Raw genomic sequence first — 24,351 nt, 5'->3', positions numbered from 1 at the left:
TCTCATCTTTTAGCCTACCTGCACCGACAACATGCTTAAACTGCCCATCTCTATACCATCAACCGGAACAGTCACCGGCTCCTGACCATCCCACGCACCTAACACATACAACAGTGGCAGAAAGTGTTCCGGTGTTGGGTTCGATAACGCCCCACCTTCATGGTCGAGGTAGTTCACTAGTGGATGCTCTTCAACCGCCCCTTGCCACGTCAGATTCGCTTTCACATACTCATTGAACGACATCGCCCACGGGTACGGTGAACTATCGCCATGCCACTTCACCGTGCGCAGGTTATGCACCACGTTGCCACTGGCAACTAACATTATCCCTTCATCGCGCAGCGCCGCCAGCTTACGTCCCATTTCGAAATGCCAGGCGGCGGGTTTAGTACTATCGATACTCAACTGCACCAGCGGGATGTCAGCGTCAGGATACATCTTAATCAGCACGCCCCAGGAACCGTGGTCAAAACCCCAGGCTTCTTTATCCAGGGTAACAGGTACTGGCGCCAGCAATTCGACCAGTCGCTGTGCCAAAGCAGGTGAACCCGGAGCCGGATAATGCGTTTCGTATAACGCCTGAGGAAAGCCGCCAAAGTCATGAATTGTCGGTGGCGTTTCCATTGCTGTTACTCCCGTGCCACGGGTAAACCAGTGCGCAGAAATAGCGACTATCGCTTTCGGGCGCGGCAATGTCTCGCCTAGCCGCTGCCAGGCCTGGGTATATAAATTATCTTCCAGCACGTTCATCGGGCTACCGTGACCTAAAAACAATGCTGGCATACGCGTTGAAGACATGATGATATCCTTAATTGAAGGTGTCATTTTGATATCCTCACAATACGCTTGTTCGGTGGGCGAAGAACCCAGATAACCATGATGATCATCATCAGTTATTTTGAAGCTCCACCTGAAGTTGAAGAATTATAAGGAGTTGTCGATGTCAGTACCTCTCATTCTGACCATACTGGCGGGGGCAGCCACGTTTATTGGCGCGTTTCTCGGCGTTCTTGGACAAAAACCCTCAAACCGACTGCTGGCGTTTTCGCTGGGATTTGCGGCGGGAATTATGTTGCTCATCTCATTAATGGAGATGCTTCCTGCCGCATTAGCCGCCGAAGGGATGTCGCCTGTGCTGGGCTACGGTATGTTTATCGTTGGTTTGCTGGGCTATTTTGGCCTGGACCGCATGTTGCCACATGCTCACCCGCAGGATTTAATGCAAAAATCAGTGCAGCCGCTACCAAAATCAATCAAGCGCACTGCTATTCTGCTCACTCTGGGTATCAGCCTGCATAACTTCCCGGAAGGGATTGCCACCTTTGTCACAGCGAGCAGTAACCTGGAGCTGGGCTTTGGTATCGCTCTGGCAGTGGCGTTGCATAATATTCCTGAAGGTCTGGCGGTTGCAGGCCCGGTTTACGCGGCAACGGGGTCTAAACGCACCGCAATTCTGTGGGCAGGGATTTCTGGACTGGCAGAGATTCTCGGTGGTGTTCTGGCGTGGTTAATCCTCGGTAGCATGATTTCTCCAGTGGTAATGGCAGCAATCATGGCGGCGGTTGCAGGTATTATGGTCGCACTTTCCGTTGATGAATTAATGCCATTGGCTAAAGAAATTGATCCCAATAATAACCCCAGCTATGGCGTTCTATGTGGAATGTCAGTGATGGGGTTCAGTTTAGTACTGCTACAAACGGCAGGAATTGGTTAAAAACGGCTTCAGATGTTGTCCGGCGCATGGACAACATCTGCAAACATCACAAAAGCCCTATTCCAGCTTTTCTGCTGCCTCTTCTCTCGCACTGTTTAAGTATTTGTTCCGCGCTTCCAGCAGTGCGTCTCTGTCCTGGCGGAACGCCCGACAATAACGTTTCAGATGCAGGAAATAACCCACCACAGCCAGCGCAATCAATACAATCCAGTACCAGGCGATAAACATCCTTTTTACCCTTAACATTTAACATTACTAAACATTTGGCGCATAAATTTCACATATCCTTTTTCGGATATATTCATATGGTCGCATAATAACGAAACAATTATATGATTTTGATCATAATGAAAAAGGTTGCCTGATATTAATGAAATTTTCTCATAGAAAGAGAAGCGGAATTAACATATTGCATAATGAAGGCAAAATAAAAACCGAAGCCAGCAACAACTTCGGTTTCTTGATTAACGCGGTAAATTAAGCAGCGATTTTCAGCTGGCTTTACGCTCATGTGCCTGACGATAAGCCACCAAATCTTCGATGGTAACCAGTGCCATATTGTGTTTATTCGCAAACTCGATGCACTCTGGCGCACGCGCCATGGTGCCATCATCATTCGTCAACTCACACAGTACACCTGCCGGTTTAAAGCCTGCCAGCGTCATCAGATCAATAGTCGCTTCAGTATGACCACCGCGAGTCAGTACACCACCTGCCTGCGCGCGAAGTGGGAAAACGTGGCCCGGACGATTCAGATCTGACGGTTTCGCGCCATCGGCAATAGCAGCACGAACGGTTGTAATACGATCAGCGGCAGAAACACCGGTAGTCACACCTTCAGCAGCTTCAATGGTCACGGTAAAACCGGTGCCATAGGCACTGGTGTTATTTTCCACCATCATCGGCAGATCAAGCTGTTTACGACGATCTTCGGTGATACACAGGCAAACAATACCGCTACCGTGGCGAATGGTCAGCGCCATCTGCTCAACGGTCATCGTTTCTGCCGGGAAGATCATATCGCCTTCGTTTTCACGGTCTTCATCATCAAGCACCATTACACCGCGTCCTTCACGCAGCGCAGCCAGTGCATTTTCAACACGTTCGAAAGGCGTACCAAAAGAGGAAAGTAGCGTCTGATTCATGGTAAAAAAACCTCACTAAAATTATGGTTACCAGAATCAGGGCAGTCTTAGGAGTGGCGGCTTATAGCCAAAATAACGTGAGCGGGTCCATGCCCGACAGAATCGTTACTCTCTCCCATCCGGACTTTAACCGTCGGCCCCGGAATTACACCGGATCTGCTGTCCTTTGAGTTTGCACCCAAAGCGCTCGCGGGCTTTCAACTATGTTCATAAGCAATGTTCATACGTTGATTTACCGCCGGTGGGGAATTTCGCCCCGCCCTGAGAATAAGCGGATTCACTATAACGCTAATGATTAGCGGCGGCAACGCATAGGTTCACATAATTCTGGTTTATGCCTTACCCTTATCGCACTACAATGGCACTTAACACCTATCAGTACAGGGAAACTACAATGATTGACCCGAAAAAAATTGAGCAAATCGCTCGCCAGGTTCACGAATCAATGCCTAAAGGAATCAGGGAGTTCGGGGAAGATGTGGAGAAAAAAATCCGCCAAACCCTCCAGGCGCAGCTGACGCGTCTCGATCTTGTGAGCCGTGAAGAATTCGACGTTCAGACGCAGGTTCTGTTACGGACCCGTGAGAAACTGGCGTTACTGGAACAGCGCATCAGTGAATTGGAAGCGCGCAATAACCCGGTAGCAGAAGTTCAGTCTCCTCCAGCTATCCCACCCGTTGATAAAGCAGAATAAAGCAACACAAAAACGGGCCAAATGGCCCGTAATATCAATGTTCTAATTCCAGTTCTTTTGACTGTGTCATCCGCTGGCAATACCAGGCATAGCGGGCGCAAAACCAGGTCCGATGTTCTTCATCCATATTACCGGTGACGGCCAGAATATCGACCGGGCGGCCTTCAGAATGCATTCTGGCAAAACTACGCGCCAGGAAATCGAAATTATTTAAAGAATTAAGACTATGATCCATAAGCACATCCTCCGGTTATCGCATACCTTTTAAGGCTATATGCTTTTTCTGATTTCAGTATTCCCTAATCAGTGTAGTGCCTTTAAACATAACGTGCGTAAATATATTGTTTAGGATCACACTTTTTCTAAAAATAAAAAATAACATTAAAGGACTTCTCCTTTTAAGAACTCACTAACATATGTTATTATTAGTCAGAGCAAATGTAAGCAAGGAAACCATACCATAATAAACAATGCGTCACTGAATGGACGATGGAGTGACTGATGATTTTATTTGCCGACTATAACGCACCTTATCTTTTCGCTATTTCCTTTGTACTATTAATCGGTCTGTTGGAAATTATTGCCATTATCTGTGGCCATATGCTCTCTGGCGCTCTTGATGCACATCTTGATCATTACGATTCCATAACCACAGGTAATATTAGTCAAGCGTTTCATTATCTCAATATCGGAAGGCTGCCAGCCCTCGTCGTCCTCTGCCTGTTAGCCGGTTTCTTTGGACTGCTTGGCGTTTTGCTACAGCACACCTGCATCTTGCTCTGGCAAGCCCCACTCTCGAATCTGTTCGTTGTTCCAGTCAGTTTACTGCTCACCATTATCATGGTGCATTATACCGGCAAGATAATTGCCCCCTGGGTTCCACGTGACCATAGCTCTGCTATTACCGAAGAAGAATATATTGGCTGCATGGCATTAATTACCGGTCATCAGGCAACTTCAGGTCACCCCTGTGAAGGAAAACTCACCGATCAATTCGGTCAAACACACTATTTATTACTGGAACCTGAAGAAGGTGATTTTTTTAATAAAGGTGACAAGGTGTTAATTATTTGCCGGCTTTCTTCAACGCGGTATTTAGCTGAAAAAAACCCCTGGCCAAATATATTATAAACATTTAATTAAAAGGAAATTTAGTAATGGATGATATTGTTAATTTAGTGCCTTCCTGGATGTTTATGGCGATTGTTGCCGTATGCGTTCTATTTATTATTGGTATTATTTTCGCGCGACTTTATCGTCGGGCATCTGCCGAGCAGGCATTTGTCCGTACCGGATTAGGCGGACAAAAAGTGGTTATGAGTGGCGGCGCAATTGTTATGCCGATCTTCCATGAAATAATCCCTATCAATATGAATACATTGAAACTGGAAGTCAGTCGCTCGACGATTGATAGTTTAATTACGAAAGATCGTATGCGTGTCGATGTCGTGGTCGCTTTCTTCGTGCGGGTAAAACCGTCGGTAGAAGGCATCGCCACCGCCGCTCAGACGTTAGGGCAACGAACCTTATCGCCGGAAGATTTACGGATGCTGGTCGAAGATAAATTCGTCGATGCTCTGCGTGCCACCGCAGCACAAATGACCATGCATGAGTTACAGGATACACGCGAAAACTTCGTTCAGGGGGTGCAAAATACCGTTGCAGAAGACTTGTCGAAAAACGGTCTGGAACTGGAAAGCGTGTCACTTACCAACTTTAACCAGACCTCTAAAGAACATTTTAATCCGAACAACGCCTTTGACGCCGAAGGTTTAACCAAGCTGACGCAGGAAACAGAACGCCGTCGCCGCGAGCGTAACGAAGTTGAACAGGATGTGGAAGTCGCAGTACGTGAGAAAAACCGTGATGCGCTGTCGCGGAAGCTGGAAATTGAACAGCAAGAAGCGTTTATGACACTTGAGCAGGAGCAGCAGGTTAAAACCCGCACCGCAGAGCAGAATGCGAAAATTGCGGCTTTTGAAGCTGAACGTCGTCGTGAAGCAGAGCAGACGCGTATTCTGGCTGAACGGCAAATTCAGGAAACAGAAATCGACCGCGAACAGGCCGTGCGCTCAAGAAAAGTTGAGGCCGAACGCGAAGTTCGCATTAAAGAAATCGAACAGCAGCAGGTCACCGAAATCGCCAACCAGACGAAATCGATCGCTATTGCGGCCAAATCGGAACAGCAGTCACAAGCGGAAGCGCGTGCCAACCTCGCACTTGCAGAAGCGGTAAGCGCCCAGCAAAACGTGGAAACAACTCGTCAGACCGCCGAAGCCGATCGTGCCAAGCAGGTTGCTCTGATTGCCGCAGCACAAGACGCGGAAACCAAAGCGGTCGAACTGACCGTCCGCGCGAAAGCTGAAAAAGAAGCCGCAGAGATGCAGGCGGCAGCAATCGTAGAGTTAGCTGAGGCAACACGTAAAAAAGGCCTGGCGGAAGCGGAAGCACAACGTGCATTGAACGACGCTATCAACGTACTTTCTGACGAACAAACCAGTCTTAAGTTCAAGCTGGCGCTGTTGCAGTCTCTTCCTGCAGTAATCGAGAAATCCGTAGAACCGATGAAGTCTATCGACGGTATTAAAATAATTCAGGTGGATGGACTGAATCGTGGAGGCGCTACGGGTGATGCGACATCAGGCTGCGTTGGTGGGGGTAATCTGGCAGAACAGGCGTTATCAGCCGCCCTTTCTTACCGCACACAGGCACCGCTTATTGACTCTCTCCTCAATGAAATCGGCGTTTCAGGCGGTTCGCTGGCGGCATTGACTTCACCATTGACTCCATCGATACCCATCGCAGATAACGTAGAGTAAATCTTCTTATATCCACATCCCTGGCTCAAAAAGCCGGGGATTTTTTATATCTGCGTTCCACTAAAAAGTGCAAATGATCAGCTTGTTACAGCGTTTTGCGAGTCGACTCGGGGAAGGTAAAACTGCATCAGAAAAAGCATTGCGCGGGGTCTGCCGCTCATCAACAATCGGGGAGTCAGTAAGGGGCTGAAACGGGAAAGCCCCTCCCGAGGAAGGAGCCTTACAGAAGGAAAGGGTTATGATGAAGTTCGTCATCATACTGGTTGTGTTGTTACTGTTAAGTTTCCCGACTTACTAACAACTCATCAGAGGAGGGAGAAATCCTCCCTTACCCTTGTTCCTTTACTTTAGGTTGAAAAAACAACAGCGTCAATAGGCCTGCCAGGTACGAAACGAGATCTGTGAACCGCTTTCCGGTTAGCCTTTTTTATCCTGTTGGATCTTCTTGATGATATTGGTCGTCGAGCAACCGTCTTCAAAGTTGAGCACCAGCACTTCACCGCCGTTGGCCCAGACTTCTTCACTCCCGGCGATCTCTTCCGGTTTATAGTCGCCGCCTTTCACCAGCAGATCTGGCAAGATGCCGGCGATCAGGCGCTGCGGCGTGTCTTCTTCAAACGACACCACCCAGTCGACAGCTTCCAGTGCGCCCAGCACAATCATACGCTGTTCGAGCGGGTTAACCGGACGAGAATCCCCTTTCAGTCGTTTGGTGGAAGCATCGCTGTTCACTGCGACAATCAGGCGGTCACCCAGTTTGCGGGCGTTTGCCAGATAGGAGACATGCCCGGCATGTAGGATGTCGAAGACACCGTTGGTCATCACCACTTTTTCGCCGCGTTTACGCGCCGCCGCTACAGCCAGCTTCAGTTCCTCTTCGGTCATCACGCCAAAGCCGGTGTCCGCACGTCCACGCACCGCGTTTTCCAGCTCAATGGGAGAAACCGTGGATGTCCCCAGTTTGCCGACCACTACGCCCGCCGCCGCATTGGCAAAGAAGCAAGCTTCTTCCAGCGAATTACCCGCCGCCAGCGTTGCCGCCAGTACGCCAATTACCGTGTCACCCGCACCGGTAACGTCATACACTTCCTGCGCCTGGGTTGGCATATGCAGCGGCGCTTTACCCGGTTGCAGCAGCGACATACCCTGCTCTGAACGGGTCACCAGCAGCGCAGAAAGTTCGTAATCGGCAATCAGTTTCATGCCACGTTCAACAATCTCTTCTTCGGTCTTACATTTACCGACAACGGCTTCAAATTCTGAGAGATTTGGCGTCAGCAGCGTAGCGCCACGGTAACGTTCAAAATCGGTGCCTTTTGGATCAATCAGCACCGGAACGCCCGCCTTACGCGCCAGTTGGATCATCTGCTGCACGCTTGCCAGCGCACCTTTGGCGTAGTCAGAAAGCACCAGCGCGCCAATCGAACTTAGCGCCTGATTAATCCGCTCATGCAGCGGCTGCGGATCAACACCTTCGAAACCTTCTTCGAAATCCAGGCGGATCAACTGTTGGTTACGGGAAAGCACCCGCAGTTTGGTGATGGTCGGATGCGTTGGCACAGAAACGAAGTCGCATTTTACGTTGACGTCCGCCAGTGATTTACTCAGCGCACGCGCCGCATCATCAATACCGGTCAACCCGACCAGGCGAGCGTTAGCACCAAGAGAAGCGATGTTCATCGCCACGTTGGCTGCGCCGCCCGGACGTTCTTCAATGGTATTAACTTTAACCACGGGCACCGGCGCTTCCGGCGAGATACGGCTGGTGGGACCGTACCAGTAACGATCCAGCATCACATCACCAACCACCATCACTCCTGCACGTTCAAACTCTGGCAGCGTTACTTTCATTCCTGTCTCCTGAGAGATTCAAAATTTGCGCGCGATAATATCACACTTCATTCCTCCACCAGCCACTTCTGCCAGCTTGCCCGCACCAGTTCACGCTCTGCGGTGAAGCACTCATCCGGCACATGACCCGGTAATTCCTGTAACGCCAGATGATGAAGTTCATCGCGCAGCGTCGTGTAAGCACGGGTCAGCGCCATCGCTTCCTGCTCTTCCATAATGTCGTTTTGCGCCAGCAGTTCCAGAATGCGCACGTTGTCTGACCAACGCGTTAACTTCGGTTTTTCATGAGCGTAGCGCAACACCAGATATTGAGTAATAAATTCGATATCGGTAATTCCGCCTTCATCGGCTTTGATATCAAAGCGATCGCGATGTTTATTGCCGAGATGAGCGCGCATTTTCTCACGCATTTCCCGTACTTCCGTTTGCAGAGTTTTACTTTCACGCGGCAGCATCATAATTTCCCGACGCACCGCGTCAAAGTGCGCAGTGAGCTGTGGATCGCCATATACCACACGCGCACGAACCAGTGCCTGATGTTCCCACGTCCAGGCCTCGCTTTTCTGATAATCGGCAAACGCTTCAGCGGATGTCACGAGCATTCCCGCCGCCCCGGACGGACGCAGCCGCGCATCCACTTCGTACAAAATGCCGGAAGAAGTACGCGTACTGAACAGATGCATAATGCGTTGCGCCAGACGCAGATAAAATTGCCGCCCGTCGATTTCCCGCTCGCCGTCGGTCATCACATCCATCGGGCAATCATGGAGGAAGATAAGGTCAAGATCGGAACTGTAACCTAACTCCCAGCCACCCAGCTTACCGTAGCCGACCACCGCAAAACCACGACCTTCGCGTTCGTTCAGGTGATTCGGTTTACCGTAGCGGGCGACCATTTGAACCCACGCCTGCTGAACGACAGCATCTATCATGGCTTCCGCCAGCCAGGTTAAGTGATCGCTCACTTTCATCACCGGTAGCGTACCGGCGATATCCGCTGCGGCGATGCGTAACAGCTGCGCCTGTTTGAACTGACGCAGCGCCTCAAGCTGTTGCTCTTCGTCATCTTCCGGCACGCGCAGCAAATACTGGCGCAACTCATCGCGGTAGGCATCGGTCGCCGTCGGTTGGTAGAGGGTATTTGGATCGAGCAGTTCATCCAGTAATAATGGATAACGCGCCAGTTGGCTGGCAATCATCGGCGATGCGGCACACAGAGAAATCAAATGCTTAAGTGCCGCCGGAAATTCACTAAGCAACTCAAGATAAGTGGTGCGAGTAACAATCCCCACCAACAAGGCGGTAATGCGCGACAGCGTAACGGCAGCGTCTTCACGCGCACAGACATCACTTAGCAAATGTGGCATCAGATGGTCGAGCACCTGACGTCCTCGCGGCCCGATGGTGCGCTTATCCAGCTCTTTGCGGAAATCAGCAATCAGCGTCAGCACCTTTTTGCGATCATCTTCGCTAAGATGCGCCAGCACTGGCGTAGTGTCATCTTCCTGCAACGCATCCTGCCACAGCTCACGCCACTGTTCCGACAGCGACTCTTCCTGAGTTTCGCTTTCGTCGTCGCCAATCAATTCGTTAAACACCCGGCGCACATTGGTCATATGTCCGGTCAGCGCCCCGGTCAGTTGCGACCAGTCAGCGAAATCCATTGCCCACGCCAGCCGCGCACGATTAAGCTCATCAGAAGGAAGCGTCTGGGTTTGTTCGTCGTTAATGCTTTGCAGCAGGTTTTCCAGACGCCGCAGGAACAGATACGCCACTCGCAATTGTTCAGCATCGTTTTCAGAAAGCAGATGCAGCGCGGCAATGGCGCTGAGCGTTGGTAGTAAAGAGCGCGATTGCAGCGACGGTTCACGCCCGCCGCGAATGAGCTGAAACACCTGGACGATAAATTCAATTTCGCGAATGCCACCTGCGCCAAGTTTGATGTTGTCGGTCAAACCGCGTCTACGCACTTCACGGGCAATCATTCCTTTCATGTTGCGCAGCGACTGAATCACGCTGAAATCGATGTAACGGCGGAAAACAAACGGGCGCAGCATCGCACGCAACTCGTTAGCATAGACGCCTTCGCTATCGCCCATAATCCGCGCCTTGACCATCGCGTAACGCTCCCAGTCGCGCCCCTGCTCCTGGTAATAATCTTCCAGCGCCGCAAAGCTCAGCACCAGCGGGCCACTTTCGCCAAACGGACGCAGTCGCATATCCACGCGATAGACGAAGCCATCCTGCGTTGGTTGATCCAGCACTTTAATCAGCCGCTGGCCCATGCGGGTAAAAAACTGCGCATTATCCAGTTCCCGGCGTCCGCCCTGCGTACAACCATGTTCCGGCCAGGCAAAAATCAGATCGATATCTGAGGAGAAATTCAGCTCCCCACCGCCCAGCTTACCCATGCCTAAAATCAGCAGCGGTTGCGCTTCGCCCTGCGCATTGCACGGCGTTCCCCACTCGCGGCAGCAGGCGTCATACAGCCAGTCACGCGCCGCAACAATCAGCGTCTCCGCCAGATGACTGAGCTGCTGCAAAATGCTCTCTTCAGTAACCAGTGCCAGCGTTTGCGCCCAGGCGATGCGCACCATAATGCGCCGCCGGAATAGCCGCAGTTCACGCATTAACCCGGCTTCGTCACTCACATTACTGAGCGCCTCCTGCAACCAGGCAGCGTAATGCTGCCATTCGTCGGCCTGCGGCGGTTGGCTTTCCAGTTCCGTCAGCCACTCTGGATGCGCAATCACGCTGTCCTGCACAAAATCACTGAAAGTAAGTACTGACTTCGCCTGTGCGCTAAGTGATTCCTCGGCTAAAGGCTCTGGCAGCCGCTCAACAACGGTCTGCCAGTACTGCTGTAACGGTGAAGAGAGCGGCTTCATAAGCGATTTTATCCTTGCCTGATTAACGTTTTCCGCTGTGCAACCAGAACGGTTCCTGATTGTTTGCCTCATTACGGAAATGTTCAATTTCAATGCGTTGACCGGTCGCAATAGCGTGACGCAGCCCCTGCCAGTTCTCCAGCCAGGCTTGCGCGACGACAGGATCGTAGTAACCCGCCAGCAACAATATCGAATCAATATCACGCGTCAGGCGTGGCAACTGGTCATGGTAGCGATCGCCTAACGGCTGGCAGAAAACGCTTTTCAGTTCCGCGGCATGGCGGGAAAGATGGATATCGGCAAAGCGTTTGAAGGAATCGCTGATTTTGCCCTGCGCTTTGGCATCTAAAAACGGCTGCCAGGCTTTGCTTACCAGCCATTCGGTCAACGCCAGCTTCGCCATCGCCGTTTCGGTAGAGTAGACCGCCGTTACGGCAGACACCGCAGAAGCGATGGTCGCTTCGCATTGAGTCAGTAAATCACGTAAGTGAGTGCTCGCTTTTCTTGGCACAATACCACCGAACAGCATCAGCGTATGGCGAACAAGACCGATGGCTGCCAGCACCTGCTCTTTCGCCGCATCGTTGCCGCGCACCCACAGCTCTTCATGATATTGCCATTGCGCTAACGCCAGCTCCAGCGCCGCTTCCAGCCCCTGTTCCACATCGGCTTTTGCCGCAACATGCAGAATGGTGGTGGGTTTGATTTCACGCGTGGGATTGCCCTGCGCCAGATGATAGCCACGCGCTGCTTTACTCAGGCTGCCCTGGCGTAATCCGGTTTGCGATACCAGTTGGTTCGCCAGTTTCAGCACCGCGCGCGTTTCACCGCTAAGCAGCTCCAGTTCCAGCTCACAGATAGGTTCAGCAAATTCACCGGCTTTCACCTCGCCCTGATCGAGAGCGATTTCAATCTGGCTGCCATCGACCTCCACCAGCCATTTTTCGCGATAAAAATCGGTGCTGAACAGCGGCTGCACGCGGGACGCGAGATCGGCAGGTAACTCACCGTTTGGCCAGACTTCCGTCGGTAACTGCGCCAGATCGAGCGTCGGTTCACTCAACGCCACGTTATATTCCGGGCGCTGGTGCAATCCGCCCGTTACCCGTCCGGCAACTTTCATGGTCATCTCATAGCGACCGTTTTCGCCACGAATACGCAGCCCCATGTCGTGCCCACGCAGCCAGTTATCCGGCGTTTCGTAGTAAATGTTCAGTAACTGCACGGGATCATGATGCTCGCCGCCCAGCGTATTGAGATGGTCACGCAACGCCTCAACGGCACTGTGATTAACAATAAACTTTAATTCGATTTCCTGAGCCATGGCCTTTACTTATCGGTTATGTCACATAAGTGACGATGAACGGCGAACTAAATGCGATCTTTTTTGTCAGTAGATAGTATTTTGCGCCAAATTGCCATGCAACGAGCATTTTGACGGGCGTAAAAGTTTGAGACAGTGGCAAAAGCTGACACAGAGGATTCTGATTGATACCGAATGCTTTGCGCAGCAACACTGATGCCACTACTATCGTTCCACTTTCCATGACAATAACGACAGCCTGATGCCAAAATTACGCCTGATCGCACTAACTTTACTCGCGCTTAGCGCCACTGCCGTCTCTCACGCGGAAGAAAAACGCTATGTTTCTGACGAACTGAATACCTGGGTTCGCAGTGGTCCGGGAGATCATTATCGCCTCGTGGGCACCGTGAACGCCGGTGAAGAAGTGACATTATTACAAACTGACGCCAACACCAATTATGCCCAGGTGAAAGACAGCTCCGGCCGTACCGCCTGGATCCCGTTGAAACAACTGAGTACTGAGCCAAGCCTGCGCTCCCGCGTGCCAGATCTGGAAAATCAGGTCAGAACTCTGACCGATAAGCTCACCAATATCGATAACACCTGGAATCAGCGCACCGCAGAAATGCAGCAAAAAGTGGCGCAGAGCGACAGTGTGATCAACGGGTTAAAAGAAGAAAATCAGAAGCTGAAAAACGAACTGATTGTCGCGCAGAAAAAAGTCGATGCCGCCAGCGTTCAGCTGGATGACAAACAGCGCACCATCATCATGCAGTGGTTTATGTATGGTGGCGGCGTGCTGGGACTTGGCTTGCTGCTCGGTCTGGTATTGCCGCACCTGATCCCAACGCGCAAACGTAAAGATCGCTGGATGAACTAAATCGCCTTCTTCGTTGCACTGTCTTATTATTAGGAATTGTGTATTTGACGAAGGGAAGATGGCGTGAAGATTTATCTGGTCGGTGGTGCTGTTCGGGATGCATTGTTAGGGCTACCGGTCAAAGACAGAGATTGGGTGGTGGTCGGCAGTACGCCACAGGAGATGCTCGACGCGGGCTACCAGCAGGTAGGCCGCGATTTTCCTGTTTTTCTGCATCCGCAAACGCATGAAGAGTATGCGCTGGCACGTACCGAACGGAAATCCGGTTCCGGTTACACCGGTTTTACCTGCTATGCCGCACCGGATGTCACGCTGGAAGATGATCTTAAGCGTCGCGATCTGACCATTAATGCGCTGGCCCAGGACGATAACGGCGAGATTATCGACCCGTACAACGGTCTGGGCGATCTGCAAAATCGTCTGTTGCGCCATGTTTCCCCCGCTTTTGGCGAAGATCCGTTACGCGTACTGCGCGTGGCGCGTTTTGCTGCGCGTTATGCCCACCTTGGTTTTCGTATTGCCGATGAAACTCTGGCGCTGATGCGCGAGATGACCCACGCAGGTGAACTGGAACACCTGACACCTGAACGGGTGTGGAAAGAGACGGAAAGCGCCCTCACCACACGCAATCCGCAAGTTTTCTTCCAGGTATTGCGTGATTGCGGCGCACTACGCGTTTTATTCCCGGAGATCGACGCGTTGTTTGGTGTCCCCGCTCCGGCGAAATGGCACCCGGAAATCGATACCGGTATTCACACCTTAATGACGCTCTCAATGGCGGCGATGCTGAGTCCGCAGGTCGATGTCCGTTTCGCAACTTTATGCCACGATCTCGGTAAAGGACTGACGCCGCCAGAACTCTGGCCGCGTCATCATGGTCATGGCCCGGCGGGTGTTAAGTTAGTGGAACAACTATGCCAGCGTCTGCGCGTGCCAAATGAAATTCGCGATTTAGCCAGACTGGTGGCTGAGTTTCACGATCTCATCCACACCTTCCCAATGCTGAACCCAAAAACCATCGTCAAATTATTTGATTCCATTGACGCCTGGCGTAAACCGCAGCGTGTCGAGCAACTGGCGCTGACCAGCGAGGCTGACGTGCGCGGCAGAACCGGTTTTGAATCGGCGGACTACCCGCAAGGCCGCTGGTTGCGCGAGGCCTGGGAAGTGGCACAGTCAGTGCCGACAAAAGCCGTCGTTGAAGCAGGATTTAAAGGCGTGGAGATTCGCGAGGAGCTGACCCGACGGAGGATTGCGGCGGTAGCCAGCTGGAAGGAACAACGTTGCCCAAAGCCTGAATGAGTATAAAACTAAACGTTAGCACGAACCGTCCCCTCGCCCCTTCGGGGAGAGGGTTAGGGTGAGGGGAACAGACCAGCACCGGTGCGAACAATCACCCTCACCCCGGCCTTCTCCCTACAGAGCGAGGGAGAAAACCAGGCCTGCTCCCGAACCTTTTCTCAATCAAAAGAACACAAAATACACCGCAGCCGCCACAATAAAGCGATAAATGGCGAACGGGATAAACGAAATGCGCTTAATCAGTTGCAGGAAGGTTTTAATCGCAATCAGTGCCACTACGAAGGCGGTGATAAACCCAACGGCAAACATCGGGATATCGCCGGTTGTCAGGAAGCCCCAGCTTTTGTAGAGATCGAGCGCCGTTGCGCCCATCATCATCGGCACCGCCAGCAGGAACGAGAACTCGGAAGCAGCGTAACGGCTCACCCCCATCAGCATCCCACCTGAAATGGTCGCCCCGGAACGGGAGAAACCCGGCCACAGCGCCAGACACTGGAAACAGCCAATCATAAACGCCTGACGATACGTCATATCATCCAGACCCGGCGCACGCGGCTCTTTCGGCTTCAGGCATTCAGCGGCAATCAGCAACAGACCGCCAACAACCAGCGCATACATCACATTTATCGGGTTAAACAACGACTTAATCGTATCGTGGAACAATAGCCCCAGTACCACCGCCGGGATCATCCCCAGCAAAATGTGGATCAGCGTTAACCGACCTTTGCTTTCTCCTTCGTGCTGCAACGGACGCCCAAAGTGAATGCCAATCAGACCAAACAGACGCCGCCAGAACATCACTACTACCGCCAGAATTGATCCTAACTGGATCACGACTTCAAAGGTTTTCGCCGTGTCGCCCTCAAATCCCAACAAATGACCGACAATAATCATATGGCCCGTGCTGGATACCGGCAGAAATTCTGTCAATCCTTCGACCACACCCAATATTGCCGCTATCAGCAGCGAGTGCATATCGCTCATCAATAAACCCCTAAATTATAAAAATGTACCGCTTGTCCGAACTACTGCAGTATGACCAGGTTATAACCGTTTGGTTTAACAGCTGTAAAATTAATTATTTTCTTTCAGATTATTGCCACGCTCAATGATGACGCCAACATTCGCCGCACGCGCCACTGCGCCTGGCTTGCTGAGTTTGATACGCACCCACGGCGAGTTAAAGCGAGTCAACAGCAGCTCCGCCACCTCTTCCGCCACGCGTTCCACCAGTGCAAAACGCGCGCCCTCGACGTGGCTGACCACCGTTTCGGCAATGTCAGCGTAGCTGAGACAATCCGCCACATCATCGCTTTTCGCCGCTTTACGGTTATCCCACGCCATTTCGATATCGAACACCAACTTCTGTTCGATGGTCTGTTCCCAGTCGTAAACACCAATAGTGGTGATTACCGAAAGTTGCTCTATAAATACAATATCCATCACGTCCTGCCTGCTTTTTGGCTAACCGGATACCACTTCCGGCGAAATGTGCGTATTATCCACAGATTCATCGTTGAACACGAATTTTCAAAACGGAACAGCTTATGAGTGCAATCGCGCCTGGAATGATCCTCATCGCGTACCTCTGCGGCTCCATTTCCAGTGCCATTCTGGTTTGCCGCTTGTGTGGGCTGCCCGATCCGCGAACCAGCGGCTCCGGCAATCCCGGCGCCACCAATGTGTTACGTATCGGTGGCAAGGGAGCAGCCGTAGCAGTGCTGATTTTCGACGTTCTGAAAGGAATGTTACCCGTCTGGGGCGCGTATGAATTAGGTGTCAGCCCCTTCTGGCTAGGCTTAATTGCCATCGCCGCCTGTCTTGGACACATCTGGCCGGTTTTCTTCGGTTTTAAAGGGGGAAAAGGCGTTGCCACCGCTTTTGGCGCAATCGCACCAATTGGCTGGGATTTAACGGGTGTGATGGCGGGAACCTGGCTGTTAACCATTTTACTCAGCGGTTATTCGTCGCTGGGAGCGATTGTCAGCGCACTGATTGCTCCGTTTTATGTCTGGTGGTTTAAGCCACAATTCACCTTTCCGGTTTCTATGCTCTCTTGCCTGATCCTGCTGCGTCATCATGACAACATCCAGCGTCTGTGGCGTCGCCAGGAGACAAAAATCTGGACGAAATTTAAAAGAAAGCGCGAAAAAGATCCGCAGTGATTTCTGGCAGGTTTACAAAACCTGATAGCCTTCGGCGGGCTTGCCCAGCCGTTGCTGGCACCACGCCGCCAGAAACTCTACGCAGACGCGCAACTTCATACTGCGATAGAGTGGCTCCCGATAGACAGCCCAGATATTGGCGCTTTGTGCATATTCCGGCAATACTCGCACCAGTTTGCCACTCTCCAGAAACGGCAGCACATCCCATTCGGAACGCAGCATAATCCCTTTACCTTCCAGTGCCCATTGCAGCACTATCTCACCGCTGTTGGAGGAAAGATGCCCGCTTACCTTCACCGATTTTTTCTCCTGACCGTTCCCCAACTCCCATATTCCGTGGGTCATATCGCGCTCTTTGGTCACCAGACAGTCATGACGACTTAATTCCTGTAAGGATTGTGGCTGGGAATATTTTTGCAGATACTCAGGTGCTGCGCATAATATTCTTTTATTTTTTGTCAAAAGATGCGCAATATAATAATCAGGGATTTCATCATTAATACGAATATCCAGATCAATATTATCCTGCACTAAATCAATTTGCCGATCGAACAATTCAAAATGCACCTGTAACTCAGGGTAATTGCGCATCAGTTCCGTAATGGCTGGTGCAATATAACTGCGCCCAAAACCAAAACTACAGCCAATACGAATCATCCCCTCCGGGCGCGTTTTGATTTGCGTGACGTCATCGACCAGTCGCTGATATTGGGTGAGGATTTCCAGCGCATGTTCGTAACAACGTTGGCCACTTTCAGTCAGTGCCACGCCGCGAGCGGAGCGGTTAAGTAGCGTCGTTGCCAGCGTGTTTTCAAGGATTTGGATTCGTTTGGTGACAAATGCGGGCGTCTGCCCAAGCGTCGCCGCTGCGGCACTAAAACTGCCGCTATGGACGATTTCTACCAGTACCTGCAAGTCTTTGGCTAAAGGCCAGCTATTCAGCATCGTTAACTATCCGCAATTTTGACTGGCTCAGTGTATTTCGCAAAACATTTCCATTCCCTGCTCTGGCGCAATATTCATTCTTATTTTCGTGTTGATTCACGAACTGTTAATTACATATTCACGGTGGCAAAAAATATAAAACCACATTTTTAGTGGTAGTTTGTGGTGGTGAATTTTTCCAGACAAATAGAAAAACTGGAGTTGCCATGATGAGCGAATGTAATAAACAACAGGCAGTGAATAAGTTGACGGATATTGTCGCTAACTTTACCGCCATGATTTCTACCCGAATGCCTGATGACGTAGTGGATAAACTAAAACAGCTTCGGGACGCCGAAACGTCGTCGATGGGGAAAATCATCTACCACACGATGTTCGATAACATGCAAAAAGCGATCGACCTGAATCGCCCGGCCTGTCAGGACACCGGCGAAATCATGTTTTTTGTTAAGGTCGGTTCCCGTTTCCCGCTGCTTGGCGAACTGCAAAGCATTCTTAAGCAAGCCGTGGAAGAGGCGACCGTCAAAGCGCCACTGCGCCACAACGCGGTGGAAATTTTTGACGAAGTGAACACCGGCAAAAATACCGGTAGCGGCGTACCGTGGGTTACCTGGGATATCGTCCCCGACGGTGACGACGCGGAAATCGAAGTTTACATGGCTGGCGGCGGCTGCACGCTACCTGGCCGCTCAAAAGTGTTAATGCCATCGGAAGGCTACGAAGGCGTGGTGAAATTCGTCTTCGAAAATATCTCCACCCTCGCCGTAAACGCCTGTCCACCGGTACTGGTAGGTGTAGGCATCGCCACCTCGGTGGAAACCGCCGCCGTGCTCTCACGTAAAGCCATTTTGCGCCCGATTGGCAGCCGCCATCCCAATCCAAAAGCGGCAGAGCTGGAGCTACGCCTGGAAGAAGGACTCAACCGTCTGGGAATTGGCCCACAAGGGCTGACTGGCAACAGTTCAGTGATGGGCGTGCATATCGAATCTGCCGCTCGCCATCCGTCTACCATCGGCGTCGCTGTCTCTACCGGCTGCTGGGCGCATCGTCGCGGTACGCTGCTGGTTCATGCCGATCTCTCCTTTGAAAACCTTTCTCACACCCGGAGCGCGTTATGAAAAAGATCCTGACAACCCCGATCAAAGCTGAAGATCTGCAAGATATTCGCGTCGGCGATGTGATCTACCTGACCGGTACGCTGGTGACTTGCCGCGACGTTTGTCACCGCCGCCTGATCGAACTGAAACGTCCGATCCCTTACGATCTCAACGGCAAAGCGATTTTCCACGCTGGCCCCATCGTGCGCAAAAATGGCGACAAATGGGAGATGGTATCCGTCGGCCCAACAACCAGTATGCGGATGGAAAGTTTTGAACGTGAATTTATCGAACAGACCGGCGTGAAACTGGTGGTCGGCAAAGGCGGAATGGGGCCGCTGACTGAAGAAGGTTGCCAGAAATTCAAGGCGCTGCATGTGATTTTCCCGGCAGGCTGCGCGGTGCTGGCGGCAACCCAGGTGGAAGAGATTGAAGAGGTGCACTGGACAGAACTCGGGATGCCGGAGTCACTGTGGGTCTGCCGGGTCAAAGAGTTCGGCCCGCTGATTGTCTCTATTGATACCCACGGCAACAACCTGATAGCCGAAAACAAAAAGTTGTTCGCCGAACGCCGCGATCCCATCGTGGAAGAGATCTGCGAGCACGTCCATTACATCAAATAACCCTCCCGGAGAGGTTCGCCCCCTCTCCTTTTTCGCAGGCATAACACGATGAAACCTTCCACTGAATGGTGGCGATATCTCGCACCGCTGGCGGTCATCGCCATTATTGCTCTACTTCCGGTTCCTGCGGGGCTGGAGAGTCATACCTGGCACTACTTTGCTGTTTTTACCGGCGTGATCGTTGGGCTGATCCTCGAACCGGTACCGGGTGCCGTGGTGGCGATGGTGGGTATCTCCATCATCGCCATTCTCTCGCCCTGGCTGCTGTTTAGCCCCGAACAGCTCGCCCAGCCAGGCTTTAAATTCACCGCTAAATCCCTCTCCTGGGCGGTTTCCGGTTTTTCTAATTCGGTTATCTGGCTGATTTTCGCCGCCTTTATGTTTGGCACTGGCTATGAAAAAACCGGACTTGGACGTCGCATCGCGCTGATTCTGGTGAAAAAGATGGGGCATCGCACACTGTTTCTCGGCTATGCGGTGATGTTCTCCGAGCTGATCCTGGCACCTGTAACACCTTCCAACTCAGCGCGCGGTGCGGGGATTATCTATCCCATCATCCGTAACCTGCCGCCGCTCTATCAATCACAGCCGAACGACAGCAGTTCGCGCAGCATTGGCTCCTACATCATGTGGATGGGGATTGTTGCCGATTGTGTGACCAGCGCCATTTTCCTGACGGCGATGGCACCTAACTTGCTGCTAATTGGACTGATGAAAAGCGCATCTCACGCCACGCTGAGTTGGGGCGACTGGTTCCTCGGGATGTTGCCGCTCAGTATTTTACTGGTTCTGCTGGTTCCCTGGCTGGCTTACGTGCTATACCCACCGGTACTGAAGTCTGGTGATCAGGTGCCGCGTTGGGCAGAGACGGAACTGCAAGCGATGGGGCCACTCTGTTCGCGTGAAAAACGGATGCTGGGGCTGATGGTAGGCGCGCTGGTGCTGTGGATTTTCGGCGGTGATTATATCGATGCTGCGATGGTCGGTTACAGCGTGGTGGCACTGATGCTGCTTCTGCGTATTATCAGCTGGGACGATATTGTCAGTAATAAAGCAGCGTGGAACGTTTTCTTCTGGCTGGCCTCGCTAATCACCCTCGCCACCGGACTCAACAACACCGGTTTTATTAGCTGGTTTGGCAAACTGTTAGCAGGCAGCTTAAGTGGTTATTCGCCGACGATGGTGATGATGGCGTTGATTGTGGTGTTTTATCTGCTGCGCTACTTTTTTGCCAGCGCCACGGCGTATACCTCCGCTCTCGCGCCGATGATGATTGCCGCTGCGCTGGCGATGCCGGAAATCTCGCTGCCGGTGTTCTGCCTGATGGTTGGCGCGGCAATTGGTCTGGGGAGCATTCTTACACCATACGCCACCGGACCCAGTCCGATTTACTACGGTAGTGGTTATCTGCCAACGGTGGATTACTGGCGACTGGGGGCGATTTTTGGGCTGATATTCCTCGTGTTGCTGGTGATTACCGGCTTACTGTGGATGCCCGTGGTGTTGCTTTAAGTGAGGACGGTGCCGGAAATTGCTCTCCGGCACCCGAGAGTTTTACGCAGCGGGTAACTCCGCCAGCGGCCAGCGCGGACGCACGCTAACGCCGAGATCCGCCGTCGCGCCTGCTTTAAACCGCACCATTCCGGCATAGGCGATCATCGCGCCGTTATCAGTACAAAATTCCGGACGCGCGTAGAACACTTCGCCGCGACGCTTTTTCATCATTTCCGCCAGTTTCGCCCGCAGCGTGCGGTTAGCACTCACGCCGCCTGCCATTACCAGTCGCTTAAAGCCCGTCTGATCCAGCGCACGCTTACACTTAATCATCAGCGTATCGACCACCGCATCTTCAAAAGCGCGGGCGATATCAGCACGCGTCTGGTCGTCGGTGCCGTTATCACGAATCGTGTTCGCGGCGAAGGTTTTCAGACCAGAAAAGCTGAAATCCAGCCCCGGACGGTCGGTCATCGGACGCGGGAAGACAAAGCGCCCGGCTGTACCCTGAGCCGCCATTTTCGACAGCAGCGGCCCGCCTGGATAATCCAGCCCCAGCAGCTTCGCGGTTTTATCAAACGCTTCACCAGCGGCATCATCAATGGACTCGCCGAGCAGCTCATACTGACCAATGCCGGTAACGCTGATTAACTGCGTATGGCCGCCGGAAACCAGCAATGCGACAAACGGAAATTCCGGCGGGTTATCTTCCAGCATCGGTGCTAACAGATGCCCTTCCATATGGTGCACCGGAATCGCCGGAACGTTCCAGGCAAACGCCAGAGAACGTCCCACGGTCGCACCAACCAGCAGCGCGCCGACTAATCCTGGGCCTGCGGTATAGGCCACGGCATCAATATCTTTTGCCGTCAAACCAGACTCTTTCAGCGCCGCCTGGATCAACGGTACGGTTTTACGCACGTGATCGCGGGAGGCCAGTTCAGGCACCACGCCGCCGTAGTCAGCGTGTAATTTCACCTGACTATACAATTGGTTGGCTAACAAACCTTTTTCATCGTCGTAAATGGCGATGCCGGTTTCATCGCAGGAAGTTTCAATACCCAGTACACGCATGACTTGTTTTACCTCGCTTTATTACCGCGCAGTGTAGAACCAATGCGGGTTGATGTAAAACTTTGTTCGCCCCTGGAGAAAGCCTCGTGTATACTCCTCACCCTTATAAAAGTCCCTTTCAAAAGAGGTCGCGGTGCTTTACAAAGCAGCAGCAATTGCAGTAAAATTCCGCACCATTTTGAAATAAGCTGGCGTTGATGCCAGCGGCAAACCGAATTAATCAAAGGTGAGAGGCACATGCCGGTAATTAAAGTACGTGAAAACGAGCCGTTCGACGTAGCTCTGCGTCGCTTCAAGCGTTCCTGCGAAAAAGCAGGTGTTCTGGCGGAAGTTCGTCGTCGTGAGTTCTATGAAAAACCGACTACCGAACGTAAGCGCGCTAAAGCTTCTGCAGTGAAACGTCACGCGAAGAAACTGGCTCGCGAAAACGCACGCCGTACTCGTCTGTACTAATTCCCTGAGAGCGTTGCTCTCCGATCAGACCGAGTTGTAGTTGTAAGGCCGTGCTTCCGAAAGGAATGCGCGGCTTATTTTCGTTTATGAATTGCTAAAAATCGGGGCCTATGGCTGGACGAATCCCACGCGTATTCATTAATGATCTGCTGGCACGCACTGACATCGTCGATCTGATCGATGCCCGTGTGAAGCTGAAAAAGCAGGGCAAGAATTTTCACGCGTGTTGTCCATTCCACAACGAGAAAACCCCGTCATTCACCGTCAACGGTGAGAAACAGTTTTACCACTGCTTTGGATGTGGCGCGCACGGCAACGCGATCGACTTTCTGATGAACTACGACAAGCTTGAGTTCGTCGAAACGGTCGAAGAGTTGGCAGCAATGCACAATCTTGAAGTGCCATTTGAAGCAGGCAGCGGCCCCAGCCAGATAGAGCGCCATCAACGGCAAACGCTTTATCAGTTGATGGACGGTCTGAATACGTTTTACCAACAATCTTTACAACAACCTGTTGCCACATCTGCGCGCCAGTATCTGGAAAAACGCGGATTAAGCCACGAGGTTATCGCCCGCTTTGCGATTGGTTTTGCCCCCCCCGGCTGGGACAACGTCCTGAAACGGTTTGGCGGCAATCCAGAAAATCGCCAGTCATTGATTGATGCGGGCATGTTGGTCACCAACGATCAGGGTCGCAGTTACGATCGTTTCCGCGAGCGGGTGATGTTCCCTATTCGCGATAAGCGCGGTCGGGTGATTGGTTTTGGCGGGCGCGTGCTGGGCAACGATACCCCCAAATACCTGAACTCACCGGAAACTGATATTTTCCATAAAGGCCGCCAGCTTTACGGTCTTTATGAAGCGCAGCAGGATAACGCTGAACCCCAGCGTCTGTTGGTGGTCGAAGGCTATATGGACGTGGTGGCTCTGGCGCAATACGGTATTAATTACGCCGTTGCATCGCTGGGTACGTCAACCACTGCCGATCACATTCAGTTATTGTTCCGCGCGACCAACAATGTCATTTGCTGTTATGACGGCGACCGTGCAGGTCGCGATGCCGCCTGGCGGGCGCTGGAAACTGCGCTGCCTTATATGACAGACGGCCGTCAGTTACGCTTTATGTTTTTACCCGATGGCGAAGACCCAGACACACTGGTGCGCAAAGAGGGTAAAGAGGCGTTTGAAGCGCGAATGGAGCAGGCAATGCCGCTCTCCGCGTTTCTGTTTAACAGCCTGATGCCGCAGGTTGACCTGAGTACCCCTGACGGGCGCGCACGTTTAAGTACGCTGGCGCTGCCACTGATTTCTCAGGTGCCAGGAGAAACGCTGCGCATCTATCTTCGTCAGGAATTAGGCAACAAGTTAGGCATACTTGATGACAGCCAGCTTGAACGATTAATGCCGAAAGCAGCAGAGAACGGCGTTTCTCGTCCTGTTCCGCAGCTAAAACGCACGACCATGCGTATACTTATAGGGTTGCTGGTGCAAAATCCAGAATTAGCGACGTTAGTCCCGCCGCTTGAGAATCTGGATCAAAATAAGCTTCCTGGACTTGGCTTATTCAGAGAACTGGTCAACACTTGTCTCTCTCAGCCAGGTCTGACCACCGGGCAACTTTTAGAGCACTATCGTGGTACAAATAATGCTGCCACCCTTGAAAAACTGTCGATGTGGGACGATATAGCAGATAAGAATATTGCTGAGCAAACCTTCACCGACTCACTCAACCATATGTTTGATTCGTTGCTTGAACTGCGCCAGGAAGAGTTAATCGCTCGTGAGCGCACCCATGGTTTAAGTAATGAAGAACGCCTGGAACTCTGGACATTAAACCAGGAACTGGCGAAAAAGTGATTTAACGGCTTAAGTGCCGAATAGCGATCGGGAAGCCCCCGACAG

24 protein-coding genes and 1 riboswitch are annotated in these 24,351 nt (G+C 52.0%); of the genes, 13 read left to right on the top strand and 11 right to left on the bottom strand.

Annotation, left to right across the window (positions count from 1 at the left end; translation table 11 throughout):
• Window positions 1-9: 9 nt before the first annotated feature.
• Window positions 10-798 (bottom strand): 4,5-DOPA-extradiol-dioxygenase, encoded by a 789-nt coding sequence (gene ygiD, locus A7Z06_RS02050; RefSeq protein ID WP_010347856.1) that lies wholly within the window; start codon window positions 796-798, stop codon window positions 10-12.
• Window positions 799-940: 142 nt separating this feature from the next.
• Between ygiD and zupT the strand changes: the two genes are divergently transcribed.
• Window positions 941-1,714, top strand: coding sequence for a zinc transporter ZupT (gene zupT / locus A7Z06_RS02045; RefSeq protein ID WP_000115866.1), 774 nt, complete (start codon window positions 941-943; stop codon window positions 1,712-1,714).
• A 57-nt stretch (window positions 1,715-1,771) separates the two neighbouring features.
• Here the strand turns inward: zupT and yqiD are convergent, their stop codons facing one another.
• On the bottom strand, window positions 1,772-1,942 hold the full coding sequence (yqiD, locus tag A7Z06_RS21780) for a protein YqiD (protein WP_000469260.1): 171 nt from the start codon (window positions 1,940-1,942) through the stop codon (window positions 1,772-1,774).
• A 263-nt stretch (window positions 1,943-2,205) separates the two neighbouring features.
• Window positions 2,206-2,859: a 3,4-dihydroxy-2-butanone-4-phosphate synthase gene (gene ribB, locus A7Z06_RS02035; RefSeq protein ID WP_001076997.1), complete on the bottom strand. Its 654-nt coding sequence runs from the start codon at window positions 2,857-2,859 to the stop codon at window positions 2,206-2,208.
• A 103-nt stretch (window positions 2,860-2,962) separates the two neighbouring features.
• A riboswitch (FMN riboswitch) is annotated at window positions 2,963-3,132 on the bottom strand.
• A gap of 121 nt (window positions 3,133-3,253) precedes the next feature.
• On the opposite strand from ribB, the gene ubiK reads away from it, so the two are divergent.
• Complete coding sequence (gene ubiK, locus A7Z06_RS02030; protein ID WP_010347865.1) at window positions 3,254-3,553, top strand: ubiquinone biosynthesis accessory factor UbiK; 300 nt, start codon at window positions 3,254-3,256, stop codon at window positions 3,551-3,553.
• A gap of 34 nt (window positions 3,554-3,587) precedes the next feature.
• Here the strand turns inward: ubiK and glgS are convergent, their stop codons facing one another.
• Window positions 3,588-3,788, bottom strand: a complete 201-nt coding sequence (gene glgS / locus A7Z06_RS02025) for a cell surface composition regulator GlgS (protein ID WP_010348753.1) — start codon at window positions 3,786-3,788, stop codon at window positions 3,588-3,590.
• 266 nt (window positions 3,789-4,054) lie between these two features.
• Here glgS and A7Z06_RS02020 point away from each other — a divergent pair, with 266 nt between their 5' ends.
• From A7Z06_RS02020 to ibsE, 3 genes are all read left to right on the top strand, one after another.
• On the top strand, window positions 4,055-4,684 hold the full coding sequence (locus A7Z06_RS02020) for an OB-fold-containig protein (protein WP_000599919.1): 630 nt from the start codon (window positions 4,055-4,057) through the stop codon (window positions 4,682-4,684).
• Window positions 4,685-4,710: 26 nt separating this feature from the next.
• Window positions 4,711-6,372, top strand: coding sequence for a flotillin family protein (locus tag A7Z06_RS02015; RefSeq protein WP_000341010.1), 1,662 nt, complete (start codon window positions 4,711-4,713; stop codon window positions 6,370-6,372).
• A gap of 238 nt (window positions 6,373-6,610) precedes the next feature.
• Entirely contained in the window at window positions 6,611-6,670 is a 60-nt protein-coding gene (ibsE, locus tag A7Z06_RS02005) for a type I toxin-antitoxin system Ibs family toxin (protein WP_001387082.1), read from the top strand.
• A gap of 119 nt (window positions 6,671-6,789) precedes the next feature.
• On the opposite strand, the gene hldE is transcribed toward ibsE, so the two are convergent.
• From hldE to ygiF, 3 genes are read right to left on the bottom strand one after another with little or no spacing between them, the layout of a single operon-like run.
• The gene (gene hldE, locus A7Z06_RS02000) at window positions 6,790-8,223 is read right to left on the bottom strand and encodes a bifunctional D-glycero-beta-D-manno-heptose-7-phosphate kinase/D-glycero-beta-D-manno-heptose 1-phosphate adenylyltransferase HldE (protein ID WP_000869176.1); all 1,434 of its coding nucleotides are present in this window, start codon (window positions 8,221-8,223) and stop codon (window positions 6,790-6,792) included.
• A 47-nt stretch (window positions 8,224-8,270) separates the two neighbouring features.
• Window positions 8,271-11,111 (bottom strand): bifunctional [glutamate--ammonia ligase]-adenylyl-L-tyrosine phosphorylase/[glutamate--ammonia-ligase] adenylyltransferase, encoded by a 2,841-nt coding sequence (gene glnE, locus A7Z06_RS01995; RefSeq protein WP_010347870.1) that lies wholly within the window; start codon window positions 11,109-11,111, stop codon window positions 8,271-8,273.
• A 22-nt stretch (window positions 11,112-11,133) separates the two neighbouring features.
• Window positions 11,134-12,435 (bottom strand): inorganic triphosphatase, encoded by a 1,302-nt coding sequence (ygiF, locus tag A7Z06_RS01990; protein WP_000046294.1) that lies wholly within the window; start codon window positions 12,433-12,435, stop codon window positions 11,134-11,136.
• Window positions 12,436-12,676: 241 nt separating this feature from the next.
• On the opposite strand from ygiF, the gene A7Z06_RS01980 reads away from it, so the two are divergent.
• On the top strand, window positions 12,677-13,297 hold the full coding sequence (locus A7Z06_RS01980) for a TIGR04211 family SH3 domain-containing protein (RefSeq protein WP_001125317.1): 621 nt from the start codon (window positions 12,677-12,679) through the stop codon (window positions 13,295-13,297).
• 63 nt (window positions 13,298-13,360) lie between these two features.
• A complete protein-coding gene (gene cca / locus A7Z06_RS01975; RefSeq protein ID WP_000708487.1) occupies window positions 13,361-14,599 on the top strand; it encodes a fused tRNA nucleotidyltransferase/2',3'-cyclic phosphodiesterase/2' nucleotidase/phosphatase Cca in 1,239 nt (412 codons plus the stop codon).
• A gap of 162 nt (window positions 14,600-14,761) precedes the next feature.
• On the opposite strand, the gene bacA is transcribed toward cca, so the two are convergent.
• Together bacA and folB are read right to left on the bottom strand one after the other, a co-directional pair.
• The gene (gene bacA, locus A7Z06_RS01970) at window positions 14,762-15,583 is read right to left on the bottom strand and encodes an undecaprenyl-diphosphate phosphatase (RefSeq protein WP_010347875.1); all 822 of its coding nucleotides are present in this window, start codon (window positions 15,581-15,583) and stop codon (window positions 14,762-14,764) included.
• Window positions 15,584-15,673: 90 nt separating this feature from the next.
• A complete protein-coding gene (folB, locus tag A7Z06_RS01965) occupies window positions 15,674-16,042 on the bottom strand; it encodes a bifunctional dihydroneopterin aldolase/7,8-dihydroneopterin epimerase (protein WP_010347879.1) in 369 nt (122 codons plus the stop codon).
• A 104-nt stretch (window positions 16,043-16,146) separates the two neighbouring features.
• On the opposite strand from folB, the gene plsY reads away from it, so the two are divergent.
• The gene (plsY, locus tag A7Z06_RS01960) at window positions 16,147-16,764 is read left to right on the top strand and encodes a glycerol-3-phosphate 1-O-acyltransferase PlsY (RefSeq protein ID WP_001272794.1); all 618 of its coding nucleotides are present in this window, start codon (window positions 16,147-16,149) and stop codon (window positions 16,762-16,764) included.
• Between the two features lie 12 nt (window positions 16,765-16,776).
• Here the strand turns inward: plsY and ttdR are convergent, their stop codons facing one another.
• Window positions 16,777-17,709, bottom strand: coding sequence for an L-tartrate utilization transcriptional activator TtdR (gene ttdR, locus A7Z06_RS01955; protein WP_000935221.1), 933 nt, complete (start codon window positions 17,707-17,709; stop codon window positions 16,777-16,779).
• A 206-nt stretch (window positions 17,710-17,915) separates the two neighbouring features.
• Here ttdR and ttdA point away from each other — a divergent pair, with 206 nt between their 5' ends.
• Genes ttdA through ttdT form a run of 3 tightly spaced genes read left to right on the top strand, consistent with a single transcriptional unit; the run spans window position 17,916 to window position 20,941 of the window.
• On the top strand, window positions 17,916-18,827 hold the full coding sequence (gene ttdA / locus A7Z06_RS01945; protein WP_000986723.1) for a L(+)-tartrate dehydratase subunit alpha: 912 nt from the start codon (window positions 17,916-17,918) through the stop codon (window positions 18,825-18,827).
• Window positions 18,824-19,429: a L(+)-tartrate dehydratase subunit beta gene (gene ttdB / locus A7Z06_RS01940; protein WP_000722957.1), complete on the top strand. Its 606-nt coding sequence runs from the start codon at window positions 18,824-18,826 to the stop codon at window positions 19,427-19,429. The genes ttdA and ttdB overlap by 4 nt, the downstream gene beginning before the upstream one ends.
• Before the next feature lie 48 nt (window positions 19,430-19,477).
• Entirely contained in the window at window positions 19,478-20,941 is a 1,464-nt protein-coding gene (gene ttdT / locus A7Z06_RS01935) for an L-tartrate/succinate antiporter (protein ID WP_000804983.1), read from the top strand.
• Between the two features lie 42 nt (window positions 20,942-20,983).
• Here the strand turns inward: ttdT and tsaD are convergent, their stop codons facing one another.
• Entirely contained in the window at window positions 20,984-21,997 is a 1,014-nt protein-coding gene (gene tsaD / locus A7Z06_RS01930) for a tRNA (adenosine(37)-N6)-threonylcarbamoyltransferase complex transferase subunit TsaD (protein ID WP_001264365.1), read from the bottom strand.
• A 237-nt stretch (window positions 21,998-22,234) separates the two neighbouring features.
• Between tsaD and rpsU the strand changes: the two genes are divergently transcribed.
• Together rpsU and dnaG are read left to right on the top strand one after the other, a co-directional pair.
• Window positions 22,235-22,450 carry a 30S ribosomal protein S21 gene (rpsU, locus tag A7Z06_RS01920; RefSeq protein WP_001144069.1) on the top strand — a complete coding sequence of 72 codons (216 nt, stop codon included), beginning with the start codon at window positions 22,235-22,237 and terminating at the stop codon, window positions 22,448-22,450.
• Between the two features lie 110 nt (window positions 22,451-22,560).
• Entirely contained in the window at window positions 22,561-24,306 is a 1,746-nt protein-coding gene (dnaG, locus tag A7Z06_RS01915) for a DNA primase (protein WP_000918843.1), read from the top strand.
• The last annotated feature ends 45 nt before the right edge of the window (window positions 24,307-24,351 follow it).

The sequence above is a fragment of the Escherichia sp. MOD1-EC6819 genome (assembly GCF_002965765.1).
GTDB classification, from domain to species: domain Bacteria; phylum Pseudomonadota; class Gammaproteobacteria; order Enterobacterales; family Enterobacteriaceae; genus Escherichia; species Escherichia ruysiae.
The sequence above is the reverse complement of the archived record's forward strand: the minus strand, read 5'-3'. Positions and strand labels throughout refer to the sequence as shown.

Bases quoted from the DNA above. Each gene is read 5' to 3' on its own strand.
- ygiD (WP_010347856.1), bottom strand. From the start codon at position 798: ATGTCTTCAACGCGTATGCCAGCATTGTTTTTAGGTCACGGTAGCCCG.
- zupT (WP_000115866.1), top strand. From the start codon at position 941: ATGTCAGTACCTCTCATTCTGACCATACTGGCGGGGGCAGCCACGTTT.
- yqiD (WP_000469260.1), bottom strand. From the start codon at position 1,942: ATGTTTATCGCCTGGTACTGGATTGTATTGATTGCGCTGGCTGTGGTG.
- ribB (WP_001076997.1), bottom strand. From the start codon at position 2,859: ATGAATCAGACGCTACTTTCCTCTTTTGGTACGCCTTTCGAACGTGTT.
- ubiK (WP_010347865.1), top strand. From the start codon at position 3,254: ATGATTGACCCGAAAAAAATTGAGCAAATCGCTCGCCAGGTTCACGAA.
- glgS (WP_010348753.1), bottom strand. From the start codon at position 3,788: ATGGATCATAGTCTTAATTCTTTAAATAATTTCGATTTCCTGGCGCGT.
- A7Z06_RS02020 (WP_000599919.1), top strand. From the start codon at position 4,055: ATGATTTTATTTGCCGACTATAACGCACCTTATCTTTTCGCTATTTCC.
- A7Z06_RS02015 (WP_000341010.1), top strand. From the start codon at position 4,711: ATGGATGATATTGTTAATTTAGTGCCTTCCTGGATGTTTATGGCGATT.
- hldE (WP_000869176.1), bottom strand. From the start codon at position 8,223: ATGAAAGTAACGCTGCCAGAGTTTGAACGTGCAGGAGTGATGGTGGTT.
- glnE (WP_010347870.1), bottom strand. From the start codon at position 11,111: ATGAAGCCGCTCTCTTCACCGTTACAGCAGTACTGGCAGACCGTTGTT.
- ygiF (WP_000046294.1), bottom strand. From the start codon at position 12,435: ATGGCTCAGGAAATCGAATTAAAGTTTATTGTTAATCACAGTGCCGTT.
- A7Z06_RS01980 (WP_001125317.1), top strand. From the start codon at position 12,677: ATGCCAAAATTACGCCTGATCGCACTAACTTTACTCGCGCTTAGCGCC.
- bacA (WP_010347875.1), bottom strand. From the start codon at position 15,583: ATGAGCGATATGCACTCGCTGCTGATAGCGGCAATATTGGGTGTGGTC.
- folB (WP_010347879.1), bottom strand. From the start codon at position 16,042: ATGGATATTGTATTTATAGAGCAACTTTCGGTAATCACCACTATTGGT.
- plsY (WP_001272794.1), top strand. From the start codon at position 16,147: ATGAGTGCAATCGCGCCTGGAATGATCCTCATCGCGTACCTCTGCGGC.
- ttdR (WP_000935221.1), bottom strand. From the start codon at position 17,709: ATGCTGAATAGCTGGCCTTTAGCCAAAGACTTGCAGGTACTGGTAGAA.
- ttdA (WP_000986723.1), top strand. From the start codon at position 17,916: ATGATGAGCGAATGTAATAAACAACAGGCAGTGAATAAGTTGACGGAT.
- ttdB (WP_000722957.1), top strand. From the start codon at position 18,824: ATGAAAAAGATCCTGACAACCCCGATCAAAGCTGAAGATCTGCAAGAT.
- ttdT (WP_000804983.1), top strand. From the start codon at position 19,478: ATGAAACCTTCCACTGAATGGTGGCGATATCTCGCACCGCTGGCGGTC.
- tsaD (WP_001264365.1), bottom strand. From the start codon at position 21,997: ATGCGTGTACTGGGTATTGAAACTTCCTGCGATGAAACCGGCATCGCC.
- rpsU (WP_001144069.1), top strand. From the start codon at position 22,235: ATGCCGGTAATTAAAGTACGTGAAAACGAGCCGTTCGACGTAGCTCTG.
- dnaG (WP_000918843.1), top strand. From the start codon at position 22,561: ATGGCTGGACGAATCCCACGCGTATTCATTAATGATCTGCTGGCACGC.